A 17,038-nucleotide genomic window follows, 5' to 3' on the forward strand; every position below is an offset into this window, starting at 1 on the left:
TCAGCTCCCCTTCGCCGGGACGACCTGCAGGTAGATCGTGGTCAGCACGAAGTTCACGAAGAACAGCAGCAGGAACGTGATGACCACGGCCTGGTTGACCGCGTCACCCACGCCCTTCGGCCCGCCCGCCGGGTTCAGGCCCCGGTACGCGGCCACGATGCCCGCGATGAACCCGAAGATCAGCGCCTTGATCTCGGAGATCCACAGGTCCGGCAGCTGCGCCAGGGCGCTGAAGCTCGCCAGGTACGCGCCGGGCGTGCCGTCCTGCAGGATCACGTTGAAGAAGTAGCCGCCCATCACGCCGACCACGCTCACCATGCCGTTGAGCAGCACGGACACCAGCATCGCGGCCAGCACCCGCGGCACGACCAGGCGGTGGACCGGCGAGACGCCGAGCACCTCCATCGCGTCGATCTCCTCGCGGATCTTGCGCGAACCGAGGTCCGCGCAGATCGCGCTGCCACCCGCGCCCGCGATGAGCAGGGCCGTCACGATCGGGCTGGCCTGCTGGATGATCGCCAGCACGCTGGCCGCGCCGGTGAACGACTGCGCGCCGATCTGCCTGGTCAGCGAACCGATCTGCAACGCGATGACCGCGCCGAACGGGATCGACACCAGGGCCGTCGGCAGCACCGTCACGCTCACCACGAACCAGCACTGCTGGATGAACTCCCGCAGCTGGAACGGCCGCCGGAACGTGTTGCGCACGACGTCGATGGCCAGCGCGAACATGCGCCCCGTCTCGCGCAGCGCGCCGACACCGGGGAACGTCGCCGGTGAGCTCACAGCACGCCCCCCTGCCGGGGCCACGGGCTGGGCGTGACCCGGTCGACCGCGACCGGGCCCGTCCGGTCGCCCGCGTCGGCCATCAGCCGGTAGTGGCGCTGCTCGTCGGGCGTGAGGCTGGCGATGATGCCCTGCTGCGCCTCGGGCGGCAGCGTGTGCAGGATGCTCATCACCCGGTCCTTGCGCCGGCGCACCGCGCCGCGCGGCGGCAGGCCGGGCGTCGGTTCCAGCTGCGGCACCACGCCGCGCACGTCCTCGTCCGGCGGGCCGTCCGCGTGGCCCGCGTCGCGGTGCGCCAGCTCGGCGGCCATCGTCGCCTGGTCCTTCTCCTCCGACATGCCGATCGGGCCGATGCGGCGGCCGTTGAGGAACTGCTCCACCACCGGCTCGTCGCTGGTCAGCAGCACCTCGCGGGGACCGAACATGACCAGTTCGCGGCGGAACAGCATGCCGAGGTTGTCCGGGACCGTGCGGGCCACGGTGATGTTGTGCGTGACGATCAGGATCGTCGCGTCGATCTGCGAGTTCAGGTCGATGAGGAGCTGGCTGAGGTAGGCCGTGCGAACCGGGTCGAGGCCGGAGTCCGGCTCGTCGCACAGGATGATCTCGGGGTCCAGCACGAGGGCGCGGGCGAGGCCGGCGCGCTTGCGCATACCGCCGGAGATCTCGCCGGGCAGCTTCTTCTCCGCGCCGACGAGGCCGACCATCTCCATCTTCTCGAGCACGATCCGCCGGACCTCGGCCTCGGTCTTGCGGGTGTGCTCGCGCAGCGGGAAGGCGACGTTGTCGAAGAGGTTCATCGAGCCGAACAGCGCGCCGTCCTGGAACAAGACGCCGAACAGCTTCCGGATCTCGTAGAGCTTGTGCTCGGAGCAGCGGACCAGGTCCACGCCATTGATGACGATCTTGCCCTGCTCGGGTTTCAGCAGGCCGACCAGGGACTTCAGGAAGACCGACTTGCCCGTGCCCGACGGGCCGAGCATCACGCTGACCTCACCCGGCGGGAGGGTGAGCGTGACGTCCCGCCAGATGGTCTGCTTGCCGAAGGACTTGGTCAGGCCCTCGACGACCACCTCGACGCCCATCGCACCTCCAGGTCAGCGGCCCGCTTCGCCCGACGCCGGACAGGCCGGCGTCATACCGGTGCAACGAGGCCGCCCCGTCGTGGTTACTCACCAGTTGGGTTAATGCGGGTCTCGGGTGGGTAACGGTGTGAGCGGCGTCCTGCCGTCGACCCTCCCAGGTCCCGATGGTGGGCCACCCACGACGACGTGGTCAAGATCACGGGCCCTGGACAGCACGAAGGCGGGCACCCGGATCGGGTGCCCGCCTTCGCGGCAGCGGTAGCGCTAGATCACTTGAGCGAGATCTTGGCGCCGGCGGCCTCGAGCTTCTCCTTGGCGGCGTCGGCGACGTCCTTCGCCACATTCTCCAGCAGCGGCTTCGGAGCGGACTCGACCAGCTCCTTGGCCTCCTTCAGGCCCAGGCCCGAGACGACCTCGCGGACGACCTTGATGACCTGGATCTTCTTGTCGCCGGCGCCCTCGAGGACGACGGTGAACTCGTCCTTCTCCTCCACCTCGGCGGCGGCGGGGCCGGCCGGACCGGCAGCGGCGACCGCGACCGGAGCGGCGGCGGTGACCTCGAAGGTGGTCTCGAACTCCTTCACGAAGGCCGAGAGCTCCAGGAGGGTCATTTCCTTGAACGCGTCGAGCAGCTCGTCGGTGCTGAGCTTCGCCATGATGGCGGTCCTTTCTCTTTCAACGCCCGAACTGCGGCCGGGACGCGGAGTGTCTGGGTGTGATCAGCTTTCGGCGGGAGCGTCGGACTCGGCGGCGGCAGGCGCCTCCGCGGCCTTCTTCTCCTGCAGGGCAGCAGCCAGGCGAGCGACCTGGGAGGCGGGGGCCTGGAACAGACCCGCGGCCTTCGACAGGTTGCCCTTCATCGCGCCCGCCAGCTTGGCGAGCAGCACCTCACGGGTCTCGAGGTCCGCGATGGCGGTGACCTCGTCGACCGAGAGGGGGCGGCCGTCCATGTAGCCGCCCTTGATGACCAGGGCCTTGTTGTCCTTCGCGAAGTCACGCAGGGCCTTGGCCGCGTCGACCGGTTCGCCTTCGACGAAGGCGATCGCGGTCGGACCGACGAGCAGGGCTTCGAGACCCTCGATGCCCGCGTCCTCAGCGGCACGCTTGACCAGCGTGTTCTTCGCAACGGTGTACGTGGTGCCCGCGCCGAGAGCGCGACGCAGCGTGGTGAGCTGCGCCATGGAGAGGCCGCGGTACTCGGTCACGACAGCGGCCGAGCTTCCACGGAACTTGTCCGTGAGCTCGGCGACGGCCGAAACCTTGCTGGGCTTCGCCATGATCGCCTCCTCTCTGGGCTGGTGACACGCCGGTCGAGTGCGATCAGGCCGCGCAATGCAAAAACGCCCCGGCGCAGCAGCACGGGGCGTGACGGGCGTGCGAACACGCCTGGGTCTTCCTCGTTCTCCTGCGCGGGCCGCCCGCTTCGCGGGACCTTCGCTGCATGACTGGTGACATGCACGACCAGCGGTCTTTGGTGAACCGTCGCCAACACTAGCAGAGCGCTATTGGTGACCCAAATCGGTCATGATGTGACGCGTGACCGAAGAGCCGCCGAGGAACCCGCCGCCACCGGACATCGACCCGGAACAGCTCCGGCAGTTCCAGGAGTTCCAACGGTTCCAGGAGTTCCAGCGCTTCCAGCAGGCCCAGGGGTCCGAGCCGGCCCTGCCGCCGGGCGCCACCCCGCCGCTCGGCCTCCCACCCGGCGCCACCCCGCCGCCGGCGATCCCGCCGGCCGCCCCGCCACCGCCCGGCCCGCGCCGCAGGCCGCTGTGGCAGGTCCTGCTGCGCAGCAAGTTCGTCCGCCGCCTGGTGTACCTGGTGGTCGTGCTGCTCGTCGCCTCCTACTTCTACGAGCAGTACTTCGGCGGCGACGACCCCGGCGGCGTGGCGGAGGACAGCGGCGGCGTCGAGAACAACGTCATCGCGCCGGCCAACCCGTACGGCAGCAACGGCACGGTCGGCCAGTTCTACAAGCACGTCGGCACCGGCGACGGGGGCCGCGCGTGCGCGTACTTCAAGAGCGACGGGCCGAAGAAGGCGTTCGCCGAGGCCTTCGGCGCGCCCGACTGCCCGGCCGCGGTCGCGAAGCTCAAGGGCGAGGTGACCGACGTGAGCACCTACCGGCAGCTCGTCTTCCCGCAGACGATGGTCAACCCGCCCGCGTCCGGCTCGGTCGACGTCAGCTCCTGCGCGCTGGAGGTGCGCAGCGGCCCGCGGCTGGGCAAGTTCGTGCTCACCAGGCAGACCAGCGGCGCGTGGGCGATCACCGGCTACGAGGCCGAGCCGAGCTGCCCCTGACGAGCCGCCCCTGACGACGCGAAGCGCCCCCCGGCGGGAGGCCGGGGGGCGCTTCGGGTGGTTCGGACGAGCCGTCGTCAGACGGTGGCCTCGTCGGACAGCAGGTTGCGCGTCCGGTTCGGGTCGACCGGGATGCCCGGGCCCATCGTCGTCGAGACGGTGATCTTCTTCAGGTACCGGCCCTTGGCCGCGGACGGCTTGGCGCGCAGGATCTCGTCCAGCGCGGCCGCGTAGTTCTCGACCAGCTTCTCCGGCTCGAACGACACCTTGCCGATGACGAGGTGCAGGTTGGCCTGCTTGTCGACGCGGAAGTTGATCTTACCGCCCTTGATCTCGTTCACGGCCTTGGTGACGTCGGGCGTCACGGTGCCGGTCTTCGGGTTCGGCATCAGGCCGCGCGGGCCCAGGATGCGGGCGATGCGACCGACCTTCGCCATCTGGTCGGGCGTGGCGATCGCGGCGTCGAAGTCGAGCCAGCCGCCCTGGATGCGCTCGATCAGGTCCTCGGAGCCGACCGCGTCGGCGCCGGCGGCCTCGGCCTCGGCGGCCTTGTCGCCGGTCGCGAAGACGATCACGCGGGCGGTCTTGCCCGTACCGTGCGGCAGGTTCACGGTGCCGCGGACCATCTGGTCGGCCTTGCGCGGGTCGACGCCGAGCCGGATGGCGACCTCGACGGTCGCGTCCAGCTTCACCTTGGAGGTCTCCTTGGCGAGCTTGGTTGCCTCCAGCGGCGAGTAGAGCCGCTCACGGTCAACCAGCTCAGCAGCGTTCTTGTACGCCTTGCTGCGCTTCATGCTTCTGTCCTTAAAGTGGATCAGTTGTGGTGACGAGCCAGCGCGCGGCTCTCCCACGACTACGAAAAGAGAGAGGTCAGCCTTCGACGGTGATGCCCATGGAGCGGGCGGTGCCGGCGATGATCTTCGCCGCCTGGTCCACGTCGTTGGCGTTGAGGTCGACCATCTTGGTCTGCGCGATCTCGCGCACCTGGTCCATGGTCACCTTGGCGACCTTGAGGCGGTGCGGCTCGCCGCTGCCCTTCTCGACACCGGCGGCCTTGAGGATCAGCTTCGCGGCCGGCGGGGTCTTGAGCTTGAAGTCGAACGAGCGGTCTTCGTACACGGAGATCTCGACCGGCACGACGGTGCCGCGCTGCGACTCGGTCGCGGCGTTGTACTGCTTGCAGAACTCCATGATGTTGACGCCGTGCTGACCCAGCGCGGGGCCGACGGGCGGCGCGGGGTTCGCGGCCCCGGCCTTGATCTGCAGCTTGATGATCGCTGCGAGCTTCTTCTTCTTGGGAGGCATCTCGGTTCCTTTATTGCGGTGTCCGCGCGCGGCCCTGCCAGCCGCAGCGTGGCTGCCGGCTCCCCCTGTGCGGAGGAGCCGGAGATCTTGTTGTCCTGGCTAGATCTTGGAGACCTGGCTGAACGACAGCTCGACCGGGGTCTCGCGACCGAAGATCGACACCAGGACCTTCAGCTTCTGGCCGTCCGCGTTGACCTCGCTGATCGTCGCGGGCAGCGTCGCGAACGGGCCGTCCATGACGGTGACCGACTCGCCGACCTCGAAGTCCACCTCGACGGTCGACTTCGCGGGCGTGCCGGCGCTCTTCTTGCCGGCCGCGGGCTTCTGCTCGACCTGGGGCAGCAGGAACTTCAGCACCTCGTCGATGGTCAGCGGCGACGGCTTCGAGGTCGCGCCGACGAAACCCGTGACGCCCGGCGTGTTGCGCACCGCGCTCCACGACGCGTCGTTGAGCTCCATCCGGACCAGGATGTAGCCGGGCAGCACCTTGCGCTGCACCTGCTTGCGCTGGCCGTTCTTGATCTCGGTGACTTCCTCGGTCGGCACCTCGACCTGGAAGATGAAGTCCTCCATGTCCAGGGTCTGGATGCGCGTCTCGAGGTTGGTCTTGACCTTGTTCTCGTAGCCCGCGTACGAGTGCACGACGTACCAGTCGCCGGGCGCGCGCCGCAGTGCTTCGCGCATCTCCTCGGCGGGGTCCGCGGGCTCGGCGTCGATGTCGACGACGGCGGCCTCGACGTCGCCACCGGACTCGACGGCGTCGGACTCGGCCTCGACGTCACCGCCCGACTCGATGTCGCCACCGGACTCGATGTCGCCACCGGACTCGACGTCCTCGTCGGACTCGGCCTCGACGGGGGCGGACTCCTCGGTCTCCTCCGACGCCTCCGCCTGCTCGACGTCCTCGACGCCACCGTCGAAGTCCCGCTCGTCGGTCAGGTCGTTCAGCTCCTGGGCGTCAACGCCGCCGTTCTCGGAGGTCACTGTGGGTCTCGCTTCCTCTCATGCATCACATGCTCCGCCGCCACCGGGGGCGGCAGGCGATCGGCTCAGCCGAACACCCTGAACATGCCCCAGGCGAAGGCCGTGTCCAGGCCGAACACCAACGCCACCATGAAGGCCACGAAGACCAACACGACTCCGGTGTAGGTGATCATCTGCTTGCGGGTCGGCCAGATGACCTTCCGCAGCTCGCTGACCACCTCGCGGATGTACCGGACGATGCGGGCGAAGAAACCGACCCGCTTCTCCGAGTCCGCCCGCGAACGCGTGGGACGGCCCTTCTTGGCCTCCTCGGCGTCGGAGTCGGCCTCGGCCGCCTTCTTCGCCTCCACGGAGTCCTTGCGGCCCGCCGGTCGCGCGGAACCACGGCGCTCGCGCCGCGCTGCGGCGGTAACCGGCCGGGACGCGCCCTCGCGCTCTTCCGGCTGGTCCTGCTCGCGGCCCTCGCTCATGCCGTCCTCCGCTCACCATCGCGCTTCGACGCAGGGGCGACAGGACTTGAACCTGCAACCTGCGGTTTTGGAGACCGCTGCTCTGCCAGTTGAGCTACACCCCTTTGGGATCCGGCGGTCCGGATCCCCTGGCTGGAGACGCCCCGCACCCTCCTCACGTGGCCCGTGAGGCAGCGACTGGACGTTCCAAGACCGGAAGCATACGGCACCAGGTGCCCCCTCTTCCAACTGGCCCGGTCAGAGGGGGTGCCGGGCGCTCACCCGGTTGTGCGATCTGCCACGATTGGCGGCATGGGCACGCCTGAGACGACCACCGGGACCAGTACCTCCGAGCACCCGCGGATCTCCAAGCGGATCGGCGGCATCGCCGAGTCCGCCACCCTCGCGGTCGACGCGAAGGCGAAGGCGCTCAAGGCCGCGGGTCGACCGGTGATCGGCTTCGGTGCGGGCGAACCGGACTTCCCGACCCCGGACGCCATCGTAGCCGCAGCTCAGGCCGCCTGCGCGGACCCGAAGAACCACCGCTACACCCCCGCCGCCGGCCTGCCCGAGCTGCGGGAGGCCGTAGCCGCGAAGACCAAGCGCGACTCGGGCTACGACGTCACCGCCGCCCAGGTGCTGATCACCAACGGCGGCAAGCAGGCCGTCTACCAGGCGTTCGCGACGGTCGTGGACCCGGGCGACGAGATCCTGCTGCCCGCCCCGTACTGGACCACCTACCCCGAGGCGATCACGCTGGCGGGCGGCATCCCGGTGCAGGTCACGGCGGACGAGTCGACCGACTACCTGGTCACGGTGGAGCAGCTGGAGGCGGCGCGCACCCCGAAGACCAAGGTGCTGCTGCTGTGCTCGCCGTCCAACCCGACCGGCTCGGTCTACTCCCGCGAGCAGATCACCGCGATCGGCGAGTGGGCCCTGGAGCACGGGCTCTGGGTGATCACCGACGAGATCTACGAGCACCTGGTGTACGACGGCGCCGAGTCGGTGTCGCTGCCGGTGGCCGTGCCCGCGATGGCGGACCGCACGATCGTGCTCAACGGCGTGGCCAAGACCTACGCGATGACCGGCTGGCGGGTCGGCTGGCTGATCGGCCCGGCGGACGTGGTGAAGGCCGCCGCGAACCTCCAGTCCCACCTGACGTCGAACGTGGCGAACGTGTCGCAGCGGGCCGCGCTGGAGGCCGTGTCCGGGCCGCTGGACGCGGCGCACGAGATGCGCGAGGCGTTCGACCGCCGTCGGCGCGCCATCGTCGACCTGCTGTCCGCGATCCCCGGCGTCGAGTGCCCGACCCCGAAGGGCGCGTTCTACGTGTACCCGTCGGTCAAGGCGCTGATCGGCAAGACGCTGCGCGGCGCCGAGATCACCGACACCGTGCGGCTCGCGGCGCTGATCCTGGAGCACGCCGAGGTGGCCGTGGTGCCCGGCGAGGCCTTCGGCACCCCCGGCTACCTGCGGTTGTCGTACGCGTTGGGCGACGACGACCTGAAGACCGGTGTGACGCGGATGGCCGAGCTGCTGGCCGAGGTCGAGTAGCACACAGTTTCGACGCTCCGTCACGGAAGGCACCTCCGATGGGGGTGCCTTTCGTCGTATTGAGACTTATTCGCGTCACGCCGGGTAGCTGTGATGTGTACCACTCTGACGGAAGCGGAGGGGTCATGTCCGACCCACAGCGCAACGGCCCCGGCACCGCGGGGTTCGTGCTCGGGCTCCTGGGCCTCGTGGCGAGCTTCGTCCCCCTCCTCGGCGTCGTCGCCTGGTCACTGGTCCTCGCGGGGCTGGGCCTCGGGCTGCTCGGCCTGCTCCGGGTCGCCCGCGGGCAGGCCGACAACAAGGGCCTCGCCACCGCCGCCGTGGTGCTCTCCGCGCTCGGGCTCGTCGTCTCCGTGGCGTGGGTGGCGCTGTTCGGCCGGGCCACGTCCGACGCCGAGAACGCGCTCGACGACCTCCAGACGAGGGCCGACAAGGGAGCCGTGCTCCTCTACGAGGTGACCGGCGACGCCTCGGGGGCGACCGTCAGCTACTCGACCTTCGGCGCCACCGGCTCGACCGCCACCGCCGAGGAGGTCGCCACGCTGCCGTGGAGCAAGGAGTTCACCGTCAAGGGGCTGTCCCACGGCGGGACGCTCGACGTCACGACCAGCGCGGACGGCGGCACGGTGACGTGCGCGGTGACGGTGGACGGCGTGGCGCGGAAGACCGCGACCGCCTCCGGACCGAACGCGGTCGCGAGTTGCTCGAACTTCTGACTTAACTCCTTCGGGTGACCGGTGTAACCGTCGGTAGAACGAGACCGATGGTCCATTCAGTCGAATCGATCTTCACCCGAGGAGCGCAACGATGGCGGAACCCGCCCTGCCCGACCCACCCGGGCGTCCGGGCCGCAGGTGGCTCGTGATCACCTCGGCGGTGGCGCTCGTGGTGGGCTCGATCGCGCTCGTCCGGTGGACCGCGGCGCCGGAGCCGCCGGTCCGGGTCGTCTACCAGGTCAGCGGCACGGCGGGCCGGGCCACCGTCACCTACTCGACCTTCCGGGACGGCGAGACGCGCCAGGAGGAGCTGAGCGCGCTGCCCTGGCGGCTGGAGCTGTTCACCGCCGAGCCCGATCACGGCGAGCTGACCGTCACGATCGGGCCCGACGGCGGTGACGTGGCGTGCGAGGTGCGGGTGGCGGGCGTGGAACGGCGCTCCGCGACCGCCACCGGCGCGCACACCAGCGCGCTGTGCGGGTTCTAGGCGAGCCGGACGACGGCCGACGCGCCACCGAGCACGGACTTGCCCTCGACCACGGCCGTCACGTTGACCTTGACCGTCCCGTCGTCCAGGACCTTGGTCACCTTCGCGGTGACGTCCACCAGCGCGCCCTGCTCGTCGTCAGGCACCGGCACGGGCCTGCCGAAGCGCACGCCGTACTGGACGACGGCGCCGGGGTCGCCCACCCACTCGGTGACGATCCGGGCGGCCAGGCCCATGGTGAGCATCCCGTGCGCGATCACGCCCGGCAGGCCGACCTCGCGGGCGAACCGCTCGTTCCAGTGGATCGGGTTGAAGTCGCCGGACGCGCCCGCGTACCGGACGAGGTCGGCGCGGGTGATGCGGACCGACAGCGGCGGCAGCTCGTCGCCGACGGAGACCTCCGACGCGCGGATCACGCGTCCTCCCCCCGCACCACGAGCGTGCAGCGACCGGTCGTGACCGGCTCGCCGTCCTCGGTGCGCACCTCGGCGCGGACCGCCAGCATGTCGTTGCCCATCCGCGACGTGATGTTGTCCACGTGCAGCACGGAGGTGAGGCGGTCGCCCGCGACGATCGGGCGGTGGTGGACGAACGTCTGGTCGCCGTGCACCACGCGGCTGTAGTCCAGGCCGAGGTCGGGGTCCTCGACCAGCACGTCGTTCGCCTTCAGCGACACGATGATCGCGAACGTGGGCGGCGCGATGACGTCGCGGTACCCGGCCGCGCGGGCGGCTTCGGGGTCGCGGTGCAGCGGGCTGGTCTCGCCCACCGCCTCGGCGAACTCGCGGATCTTCTCGCGGCCGACCTCGTAGGGCGGCGACGGCGGGTAGGAACGTCCGACGAACGACTGGTCGAGAGGCACGCGCAGCAGGTTATACGCGACGAGGCCCGCCCCGGTTCCCGGGACGGGCCTCGTCGTGCGGTCTGGCTACCGGCTCAGCGGGTTTCCTTGTGAGCGCGGTGGGTCTTGCAGTTCGGGCAGAACTTCTTGATCTCCAGGCGGTCCGGGTCGTTGCGCCGGTTCTTCCTGGTGATGTAGTTCCGGTGCTTGCACTCCTCGCACGCGAGGGTGATCTTGGGGCGTACGTCGGTTGCAGCCACGGTCCTTGCCTTCCCAGAGCTCGTGTGCCCCGACCCGACCGGGCGACCAGTGCGGGCTTACCGCCTGGCGGGGATCTAGCTGAGTAGCGGTGGCCGGACTTGAACCGGCGACACAGCGATTATGAGCCGCTTGCTCTACCAACTGAGCTACACCGCTTTACACAACACGGCCGCGATGCTCGTGCACCGCGGCCAGTTGTGGAGCCCCTTTACGGAATCGAACCGTAGACCTTCTCCTTACCATGGAGACGCTCTGCCGACTGAGCTAAAGGGGCTTGCTCTTGCGGAGCCAAGAGAACTCTACAACAGGCGTGCCGCAGAAAGGAAATCGGGGGGCCTCACTAGTGGACCAAGGTGAGCACCGTCTCATCCCGCGCTCCCCTGACCTGGACCGTCCGGGCCCGCAACCAGGCCTCGAAGCGGTCCTCGGACAGCGGCCGGGAGATCAGGTAGCCCTGCGCCACGTCGCAGCCCATGCCGACGAGCTGGTCGCGCGCGGCGTCGTCCTCGACGCCCTCGGCGACCACCGTGAGGCCCAGCGAGTGGCCGAGCTCCACGATCGACCGGACCACCGCCATGTCGCCGAGGTCGGTGCCCATGCCCAGGACGAAGCTCTTGTCGATCTTCACCTCGTCCACCGGCAGCTGCCTCAGGTAGGCCAGCGACGAGTAGCCGGTGCCGAAGTCGTCCACGGCCAGCACGACGCCCATCTGGTGCAGCCGCCGCAGCACGGGCAGGGCCCGCTCCGGGTCGGCCATCACGCCGGACTCGGTCAGCTCGAACGTCAGCAGCTCCGGCGGCACCTCGTGGCGCTTCAACGCCGCCGCCACGCGGTCCGGGAACTCCTCGTCGGCCAACGTGCGCACGGACAGGTTCACCGCGATGGACATCCGCAGCCCGCGGTCGATCCAGAGCCGCACCCGCGCCAGCGCCGTGTCCATGACGAAGTCCGTCAGCACGTCGATCAGACCGGTCGCCTCGACGGCCGGCACGAACTCGTCCGGGTCGACGCGGCCGAACTCGGGGTGCTTCCACCGCACCAGCGCCTCCGCGCCGATCACCTGCCTGCTCGGCAGCGCGACCTTCGGCTGGTAGTGCACGGAGATCTGGCCGGTCTCCAGCGCGGACCGGAACTGCGTGACCAGCTGGAAGCGGCGCAGGAAGATCTGGCCCATGCTCGGCGCGTACTGGCGCAGCGGCTCGTTGTCGCTGGTCGCCCGGACGGCCACGTCGGCGCGCTGCAGCAGCGCGTCGGGGTCCGGCTCGTCGACCTCGCAGTCCGCCGTGGTGGCCCAGCCGACGACCGCGCCCGCCTCGACGGTGAGCCGGTCCACCGGGTAGGGCACCGACAGCGCGGCGCGCAGCCGTTCGGCGATCTCCTGGATCTGCTCGGCCTGCCGGTCCAGCAGCAGCGCGGCGAACGCGCCGCCCTCCAGCCTGGCCAGCGGCACCTCGGGGCCCAGCTCGTCGCGCAGCCGGCGGCCCGCGGCGACGACCATCCGGTTGCCCCACGCCTGGCCGAGCGCGTCGGAGACGGTGGACAGCACGTCGAGGTCGATGCGGACCACCACGGCCGCGTCCGCCTCGCGCATGGGCTCGTTGGCGGCCTCGCGGAAACCGGGCCGGTTGAGCAGGCCGGTCAACGGGTCGTGGTAGGCGTCGTGCCGCAGCCGGGCCAGCAGCCGGCGGTTGTCCACGGCGGTGGACAGGTGGCTGGCCAGGGTGCGCAGGAGCTGGATGTCGGCCTTGCCGAAACCGCGCCACCGGCTGAGCCGGTCGTGCACCTCGACCGCGCCGAGCAGCTGGGTCGCCCCGCGCAGCGGCACGACCAGCGCTTCCTGCGCGTCCCGGCGGACCAGGGACTCGGAGACCTCTTCGCCCGCGTCGACGATGCGGAAGTACCGCACCTGGGCGCCGGGCAGCTGGAGCATCGCGTCCTCGCGCAGCACGCGCGGGTCGTCGCGGCGCATGCCCGGCGGCAGCGGCTCGCCCGCGACCAGCGTGCGCATCGGGGCCTGCGGGTCGGTGCGCAGCCGCAGCACGACCCGGTTGGCGTTGAGCTGCTCGCGGATGCGTTCGGCGATGAGCTGCCAGTCGTCGTCCTCGCCGCAGCCGTCGTCCTCTTCCTGGTTCGCGCCGCGCGGTCCGGTGACGTGGCGGCCCGAGCGGGCCACCCGCAACGAGACCTCGCTGAGCGCCTCCAGGTCGCGCTGCTCGCGCAGCAGGCCGGAGTAGGCCAGGTAGATCGCCGTGATGCCGAGGAAGACCAGGCCGATCAGCAGGCCGCCCCACGGCGCCTTGTCGGCGATCTCGTAGCCGGCCAGGCCGGCGGAGGTGTTCAGCAGGGCCACCACGAGCGTCTGGAGCACCAGGCGCAGGCTCGGCGCGACCCTCATGCCCTTGCCCATGATCCGCAACGCGGTCAGGCCGAGCACGCTGGCCAGCAGCGGCACCGCGATCGTGCCGATGAACGCGCCCGCCCAGAACGGGCCGTCCGCGCCGAGGAACCGCTTCACCAGCTCGGCGACCGCGAAGGCCACCGAGATCTCCATGAACATGAGGCCCGCGTTGTAGACGGCGCGGTCGAGCACGCGGCGGCCGAGCAGCGTGCCCACCCCCGCGACCACGTGCGCGGCGAGCACGATCTCGAACGGCGCGACGAGCAGGCCGAGCACGAGCGGGATCTCGGTGAACGAGATGGTCCAGGCCACTCCGCTGCGCACGTCGACGTTGATGGCCAGCTGCTCGGCGAGCAGGAACCCGATCACCAGCAGCGGGCCGGTCCACCACAGGTCGACGTCGGGGTCCGAGTCGGGCAGCCAGCTGCCGACCAGGAACGCGGACAGCGCGCCCGCGACGAGGAGCAGGACCGCGAACACGCTGAACGCGCGGTTCGTGGACCGGGTCGGCGCGCTGGGCGCCGTGGCCGACGCGTGGTCGGACATCCAGCCTCCTCGTCGGCCGTCGTCGCGGCAGGCCGGGTCGCGGCCTACGGGCTCCGGGCGTGACTGAGGGGCCCCGAACACCGACCAGGACCCCTCCAAGGCTGCCAATGTACCCCGGTCGGGGGACGAAATGGCAGGTCGTGTAGCGGAACGCCACGAGAAGTCACGGACCGGATCACACGATCAGTCGGCCCCGGATCACCGTGACGGCCTGTCCGGCGAGGCGTACCCGATCTTGGTCCAGAGTGGTCCGGACCAGCCCTCCGCGGGCCGACGCCTGCTCGGCCAGCAGGTTCGCGCGGCCGAGCCGCGGCGCCCACCACGAGGCGAGCGTGCAGTGCGCGGAACCGGTTACGGGATCCTCCGGGACTCCGTAGGAGGGGTAGAAGCACCGGCTCACGACGTCGAGGCCGGGCCGGTCGCCCGGTGCGGTGACGATCACACCGCGGCCGGACACCTCGGCGATCGCCGCGAAGTCCGGTCGGAGCCCGCGGACCTCGTCGGCGGACGCGGCTTCGACCAGGACGTCGGACACGGCCCGCGCGACGGCCCTCACCGTGACGCCCGGCAGGCCCGCGCGCAGCGGCGTGGTCATCTCGATCGGCTCCGCCGGGTCGGCCGGGAAGTCCATCTCCACCCAGCCGTCCTCGGCCGTGCAGGTGAGCACGCCGCTGCGGGTGTCGAAGCCGCGGCTGCCGCCGAGCACGTGCGCGGCGGCCAGGGTGGCGTGACCGCACAGGTCGACCTCGGCGACGGGCGTGAACCAGCGCAGCGGCAGCGGGTCCCCGCGGTCGACGCGCACGAACGCCGTCTCGGCGTGCTTCATCTCGGCCGCGACGGCTTGCATCCACCGCTCGTCCGCCGGGCCGTCCAGCAGCACCACGCCCGCCGGGTTGCCCGCGAACGCGCGGTCGGTGAACGCGTCGACCACGTAGAGGTCCACGCCGGCAATGTACGTCCCGGAGGGGTTGGCCGGCAGGTGTGGACCCGCTGCTGCCCGACCTCGCGCCCGCCGACGACCCGCACTCGTTCACCGAGGTGTCCGCGGACGACCTGAACGCCTCGTGGGGAGCGCTGCGCACGCACTCGTTGCGCCGGCACCCCGGCGCGGACCTGGACGACCTGCTGCGCCGGTGGCCGTTGAGCGGCGCGGGCGACCACGACACGGCCGCGTCGGTGACCGTGCCCAGCCGTGCCGTGGAGGCGGCCGAAGTGCTCGCGCGGCACGGGTTCGCACCCCTGCTCGTGACCGCCGCCCGGCTGCCCGGCCGCGGCCTCGACGGCCGCTCGGCGGTGCGGGTCGTGCCGTTGGCGCGCGGGCACCTGGGCGCGGCGGTCGCGCTGAACCTGGAGACGGTGCGGTTCGACGGCCGGTTCGGCGTGGTGACCGCCCGGCCGTCCAGCGGCCAGCGGCTGCGCGAGCACGTCGAGTCGCTGCTCGCGAGGTCCGAGCCGTGCGCGTGGCCGGCGGAGCGCGACGGTGAGGCCGTCGGCTTCCTCTACTACGACCTGCCGGGGCACTCGGACTGGATCGCGGCGCGGACGTCCGTGCGGCCGGTGGCGTACATCGGGCTGCTGGGCGTGCGGGAGGACGCGCGGGGCGGTGGCGTCGGCGCGGCGCTCGCCGACCACGCGCACCGGTTGCTGGACGGTGCGGGCGTCGGCGTGACGCTGCTGCACCACGCCCTGCCCAACCCGCTGTCCGCGCCGTTCTGGTACTCCCACGGCTACCGGCCGCTGTGGACGACCTGGCAGCGGCGCCCCGCCCGTTAGACCAGCACCTGCTCGCGGCGCTCGGACCGCAGGCCGCCGCGGATCTCGTCCAGCACCAGGCGGGCCTGCGTGGCGGCGACGTGCTGCGCCGCGCCGCTGCCGATCGCGTCGCGCAGCGCCAGCCAGACCGCGGCCTCGTCCTCCCGGACCGCGGTGAGCAGGTCGCGCTGCTCGGGGTAGGGGTGCAGGGCGATCTTGTCGGTGTGCGCCTTCAGCGTGGCCAGGGCCGCTCTGGGCACCTCGCCGGTGGAGGCGACGCGGTCGAGCTTCGCGGGCAGGTCGACGGACGCGAGCTCGGACAGCGACAGCGGGCCGAACTCGAGCACGGTGTTCAGCCCGTACTCCAGGTCGTCGGCGGCGTGGAGCAGTTCGCGCGCGTCGGCGACCAGGGGTGCCCGGCGCCGTCCGGCGGACCGGACGACCAGGCCGAGCGCGACACCGGTCGTGAGGGCGGCGAGGGCGACGAGGATTTCGCTCATGGACGCCAGTCTCAGCGCCCCACTGGCCCCATCCGCCCCTGCGGGCGACAACGGGTCGATCGGAGCGCCGGCCGGTCACGGGTAGTTCGGTTGGGCTGATCGGCGCAACCGGTCGGCGTGGCGTCGTCGTCCGAAAGGCGCAGTGGGGGACAGTGGTGATGCCCTGGTCCACCCGAGTGAACTTGCCCGGGCGGGGTACTCGAAGCGCAGGTCCAGACCTCTTACAGGGTGAGGAAGCAGGAACGGGAAGGACGGGCGAGGGGGCCGCCATGAACGTTGCGAGGGAGCTGTCCGGCCGGGCGAAATCCATGCTCCGCGCCGTTGCCGCAGGTCGGGCCGAGCTGTCGGGGGGACGCGAGCCGGACCTGTACGTCGACGGGTTGCCGTGCTGCGACCAGATGGTCACCCACGACCTGGTCCACGCGGGACTGCTGCGGGCACGGCGCGCGGTGGGCCTGGACGAGCGCACGGACGCCGAACTGACCGAAGAGGGCCGAGCCGCCATCGCGTAACCCTCGAACAGGCGTTCGATATGGGTTATGCTGCACACGAGGCCGGCACGCAAGCGAGAGGAAGCGCTTGCGCGCCGGCCTCGCCTACGTCAACGGACTGGCCCCACGCTTGACGACCTACTTGCGCTGGGCCGCTGTCGCCGAGGTCGGGACCGGGAGCAGCGCCTGCCAGCGGGCCTCGTGGTCGCCCCCTCGGAGGGCACAACGCAAACCCCTGCTCGCGCTTTCGCGAACAGGGGTCTGCGTTTACGTGGCGGGTAGAGGATTCGAACCTCTGTAGCTTTCGCGACGGATTTACAGAGTCCCGCGTAGACCATCTGTGACCAGCGCTTACAGCTCTCGGCGCAGTCACTTCGGTACACACTCGGCACAGACGTCCGCTGGAGCCCTCAGCGGGCGCTCGTGTACAGCGCCAGGCGAAGCGCGGACAACACTGGCCGCCCAGTCTGTATCTGGCGATATGAGCAACCGCTGTCGGTGTAGGCACCTAGTGCGCACAGGTCGGTACGAGAGGGCGTGCACAGCAGCGGTCGGGAGCAGGTAGGGATCGACGTGGAGTTC

General features: G+C 70.7%; 20 protein-coding genes and 3 tRNA genes. 6 read left to right on the plus strand and 17 right to left on the minus strand.

Features of this window, described 5'->3' with window-relative positions:
* From IOD16_RS33995 to rplJ, 4 genes are all read right to left on the minus strand, one after another.
* On the minus strand, positions 1 to 732 hold the full coding sequence (locus tag IOD16_RS33995) for an MlaE family ABC transporter permease (RefSeq protein WP_236595253.1): 732 nt from the start codon (positions 730 to 732) through the stop codon (positions 1 to 3).
* A gap of 50 nt (positions 733 to 782) precedes the next feature.
* Entirely contained in the window at positions 783 to 1,871 is a 1,089-nt protein-coding gene (locus IOD16_RS34000; protein ID WP_123745252.1) for an ABC transporter ATP-binding protein, read from the minus strand.
* Between the two features lie 269 nt (positions 1,872 to 2,140).
* Positions 2,141 to 2,527, minus strand: coding sequence for a 50S ribosomal protein L7/L12 (gene rplL, locus IOD16_RS34005; RefSeq protein ID WP_123745251.1), 387 nt, complete (start codon positions 2,525 to 2,527; stop codon positions 2,141 to 2,143).
* Positions 2,528 to 2,590: 63 nt separating this feature from the next.
* Positions 2,591 to 3,148 carry a 50S ribosomal protein L10 gene (rplJ, locus tag IOD16_RS34010; RefSeq protein WP_123745250.1) on the minus strand — a complete coding sequence of 186 codons (558 nt, stop codon included), beginning with the start codon at positions 3,146 to 3,148 and terminating at the stop codon, positions 2,591 to 2,593.
* A gap of 259 nt (positions 3,149 to 3,407) precedes the next feature.
* Between rplJ and IOD16_RS34015 the strand changes: the two genes are divergently transcribed.
* Positions 3,408 to 4,172 carry a hypothetical protein gene (locus IOD16_RS34015; protein ID WP_201437717.1) on the plus strand — a complete coding sequence of 255 codons (765 nt, stop codon included), beginning with the start codon at positions 3,408 to 3,410 and terminating at the stop codon, positions 4,170 to 4,172.
* Between the two features lie 77 nt (positions 4,173 to 4,249).
* Here the strand turns inward: IOD16_RS34015 and rplA are convergent, their stop codons facing one another.
* From rplA to IOD16_RS34040, 5 genes are all read right to left on the minus strand, one after another.
* Positions 4,250 to 4,966, minus strand: coding sequence for a 50S ribosomal protein L1 (gene rplA / locus IOD16_RS34020; protein ID WP_123745248.1), 717 nt, complete (start codon positions 4,964 to 4,966; stop codon positions 4,250 to 4,252).
* A 76-nt stretch (positions 4,967 to 5,042) separates the two neighbouring features.
* A complete protein-coding gene (rplK, locus tag IOD16_RS34025) occupies positions 5,043 to 5,477 on the minus strand; it encodes a 50S ribosomal protein L11 (protein ID WP_123745247.1) in 435 nt (144 codons plus the stop codon).
* Positions 5,478 to 5,576: 99 nt separating this feature from the next.
* A complete protein-coding gene (nusG, locus tag IOD16_RS34030; RefSeq protein WP_201437718.1) occupies positions 5,577 to 6,461 on the minus strand; it encodes a transcription termination/antitermination protein NusG in 885 nt (294 codons plus the stop codon).
* Positions 6,462 to 6,526: 65 nt separating this feature from the next.
* Complete coding sequence (secE, locus tag IOD16_RS34035; RefSeq protein WP_123745245.1) at positions 6,527 to 6,931, minus strand: preprotein translocase subunit SecE; 405 nt, start codon at positions 6,929 to 6,931, stop codon at positions 6,527 to 6,529.
* Positions 6,932 to 6,962: 31 nt separating this feature from the next.
* Positions 6,963 to 7,035 (minus strand) — tRNA-Trp (locus IOD16_RS34040).
* Between the two features lie 187 nt (positions 7,036 to 7,222).
* Between IOD16_RS34040 and IOD16_RS34045 the strand changes: the two genes are divergently transcribed.
* From IOD16_RS34045 to IOD16_RS34055, 3 genes are all read left to right on the plus strand, one after another.
* Positions 7,223 to 8,464, plus strand: coding sequence for a pyridoxal phosphate-dependent aminotransferase (locus IOD16_RS34045; RefSeq protein WP_201437719.1), 1,242 nt, complete (start codon positions 7,223 to 7,225; stop codon positions 8,462 to 8,464).
* A 125-nt stretch (positions 8,465 to 8,589) separates the two neighbouring features.
* The gene (locus IOD16_RS34050; RefSeq protein WP_201437720.1) at positions 8,590 to 9,180 is read left to right on the plus strand and encodes an MmpS family transport accessory protein; all 591 of its coding nucleotides are present in this window, start codon (positions 8,590 to 8,592) and stop codon (positions 9,178 to 9,180) included.
* A 91-nt stretch (positions 9,181 to 9,271) separates the two neighbouring features.
* Positions 9,272 to 9,667 (plus strand): MmpS family transport accessory protein, encoded by a 396-nt coding sequence (locus tag IOD16_RS34055; protein ID WP_201437721.1) that lies wholly within the window; start codon positions 9,272 to 9,274, stop codon positions 9,665 to 9,667.
* Here the strand turns inward: IOD16_RS34055 and IOD16_RS34060 are convergent.
* The 7 genes from IOD16_RS34060 to IOD16_RS34090 form a co-directional block, all read right to left on the minus strand.
* Positions 9,664 to 10,083: a MaoC family dehydratase gene (locus tag IOD16_RS34060; RefSeq protein ID WP_201437722.1), complete on the minus strand. Its 420-nt coding sequence runs from the start codon at positions 10,081 to 10,083 to the stop codon at positions 9,664 to 9,666. The genes IOD16_RS34055 and IOD16_RS34060 overlap by 4 nt on opposite strands.
* The gene (locus tag IOD16_RS34065) at positions 10,080 to 10,529 is read right to left on the minus strand and encodes a MaoC family dehydratase N-terminal domain-containing protein (RefSeq protein ID WP_123745240.1); all 450 of its coding nucleotides are present in this window, start codon (positions 10,527 to 10,529) and stop codon (positions 10,080 to 10,082) included. The genes IOD16_RS34060 and IOD16_RS34065 overlap by 4 nt, the downstream gene beginning before the upstream one ends.
* A gap of 74 nt (positions 10,530 to 10,603) precedes the next feature.
* A complete protein-coding gene (gene rpmG, locus IOD16_RS34070) occupies positions 10,604 to 10,768 on the minus strand; it encodes a 50S ribosomal protein L33 (RefSeq protein ID WP_015105301.1) in 165 nt (54 codons plus the stop codon).
* An 84-nt stretch (positions 10,769 to 10,852) separates the two neighbouring features.
* Positions 10,853 to 10,925: transfer RNA gene (locus tag IOD16_RS34075), tRNA-Met, on the minus strand.
* A gap of 42 nt (positions 10,926 to 10,967) precedes the next feature.
* Positions 10,968 to 11,043: transfer RNA gene (locus tag IOD16_RS34080), tRNA-Thr, on the minus strand.
* Positions 11,044 to 11,109: 66 nt separating this feature from the next.
* Positions 11,110 to 13,713 (minus strand): bifunctional diguanylate cyclase/phosphodiesterase, encoded by a 2,604-nt coding sequence (locus IOD16_RS34085; RefSeq protein WP_123745239.1) that lies wholly within the window; start codon positions 13,711 to 13,713, stop codon positions 11,110 to 11,112.
* Positions 13,714 to 13,888: 175 nt separating this feature from the next.
* Positions 13,889 to 14,656: a PhzF family phenazine biosynthesis protein gene (locus IOD16_RS34090; protein WP_201437723.1), complete on the minus strand. Its 768-nt coding sequence runs from the start codon at positions 14,654 to 14,656 to the stop codon at positions 13,889 to 13,891.
* 38 nt (positions 14,657 to 14,694) lie between these two features.
* On the opposite strand from IOD16_RS34090, the gene IOD16_RS34095 reads away from it, so the two are divergent.
* The gene (locus IOD16_RS34095) at positions 14,695 to 15,486 is read left to right on the plus strand and encodes a GNAT family N-acetyltransferase (protein WP_201437724.1); all 792 of its coding nucleotides are present in this window, start codon (positions 14,695 to 14,697) and stop codon (positions 15,484 to 15,486) included.
* Here IOD16_RS34095 and IOD16_RS34100 read toward each other — a convergent pair.
* The gene (locus IOD16_RS34100; RefSeq protein ID WP_201437725.1) at positions 15,483 to 15,965 is read right to left on the minus strand and encodes a hypothetical protein; all 483 of its coding nucleotides are present in this window, start codon (positions 15,963 to 15,965) and stop codon (positions 15,483 to 15,485) included. The genes IOD16_RS34095 and IOD16_RS34100 overlap by 4 nt on opposite strands.
* Before the next feature lie 269 nt (positions 15,966 to 16,234).
* Here IOD16_RS34100 and IOD16_RS34105 point away from each other — a divergent pair, with 269 nt between their 5' ends.
* Complete coding sequence (locus IOD16_RS34105; RefSeq protein ID WP_123745235.1) at positions 16,235 to 16,477, plus strand: hypothetical protein; 243 nt, start codon at positions 16,235 to 16,237, stop codon at positions 16,475 to 16,477.
* Positions 16,478 to 17,038 lie beyond the last annotated feature (561 nt).

Origin of the sequence: Saccharothrix sp. 6-C, from assembly GCF_016695385.1 — a bacterium.
GTDB classification, from domain to species: Bacteria; Actinomycetota; Actinomycetes; order Mycobacteriales; family Pseudonocardiaceae; genus Actinosynnema; species Actinosynnema texasense.

Coding starts and splice junctions, on each gene's coding strand:
- IOD16_RS33995 (WP_236595253.1), bottom strand. CDS start 732: ATGTTCGCGCTGGCCATCGACGTCGTGCGCAACACGTTCCGGCGGCCG.
- IOD16_RS34000 (WP_123745252.1), bottom strand. CDS start 1,871: ATGGGCGTCGAGGTGGTCGTCGAGGGCCTGACCAAGTCCTTCGGCAAG.
- rplL (WP_123745251.1), bottom strand. CDS start 2,527: ATGGCGAAGCTCAGCACCGACGAGCTGCTCGACGCGTTCAAGGAAATG.
- rplJ (WP_123745250.1), bottom strand. CDS start 3,148: ATGGCGAAGCCCAGCAAGGTTTCGGCCGTCGCCGAGCTCACGGACAAG.
- rplA (WP_123745248.1), bottom strand. CDS start 4,966: ATGAAGCGCAGCAAGGCGTACAAGAACGCTGCTGAGCTGGTTGACCGT.
- rplK (WP_123745247.1), bottom strand. CDS start 5,477: ATGCCTCCCAAGAAGAAGAAGCTCGCAGCGATCATCAAGCTGCAGATC.
- secE (WP_123745245.1), bottom strand. CDS start 6,931: ATGAGCGAGGGCCGCGAGCAGGACCAGCCGGAAGAGCGCGAGGGCGCG.
- IOD16_RS34045 (WP_201437719.1), top strand. CDS start 7,223: ATGGGCACGCCTGAGACGACCACCGGGACCAGTACCTCCGAGCACCCG.
- IOD16_RS34050 (WP_201437720.1), top strand. CDS start 8,590: ATGTCCGACCCACAGCGCAACGGCCCCGGCACCGCGGGGTTCGTGCTC.
- IOD16_RS34055 (WP_201437721.1), top strand. CDS start 9,272: ATGGCGGAACCCGCCCTGCCCGACCCACCCGGGCGTCCGGGCCGCAGG.
- IOD16_RS34085 (WP_123745239.1), bottom strand. CDS start 13,713: ATGTCCGACCACGCGTCGGCCACGGCGCCCAGCGCGCCGACCCGGTCC.
- IOD16_RS34100 (WP_201437725.1), bottom strand. CDS start 15,965: ATGAGCGAAATCCTCGTCGCCCTCGCCGCCCTCACGACCGGTGTCGCG.
- IOD16_RS34105 (WP_123745235.1), top strand. CDS start 16,235: ATGAACGTTGCGAGGGAGCTGTCCGGCCGGGCGAAATCCATGCTCCGC.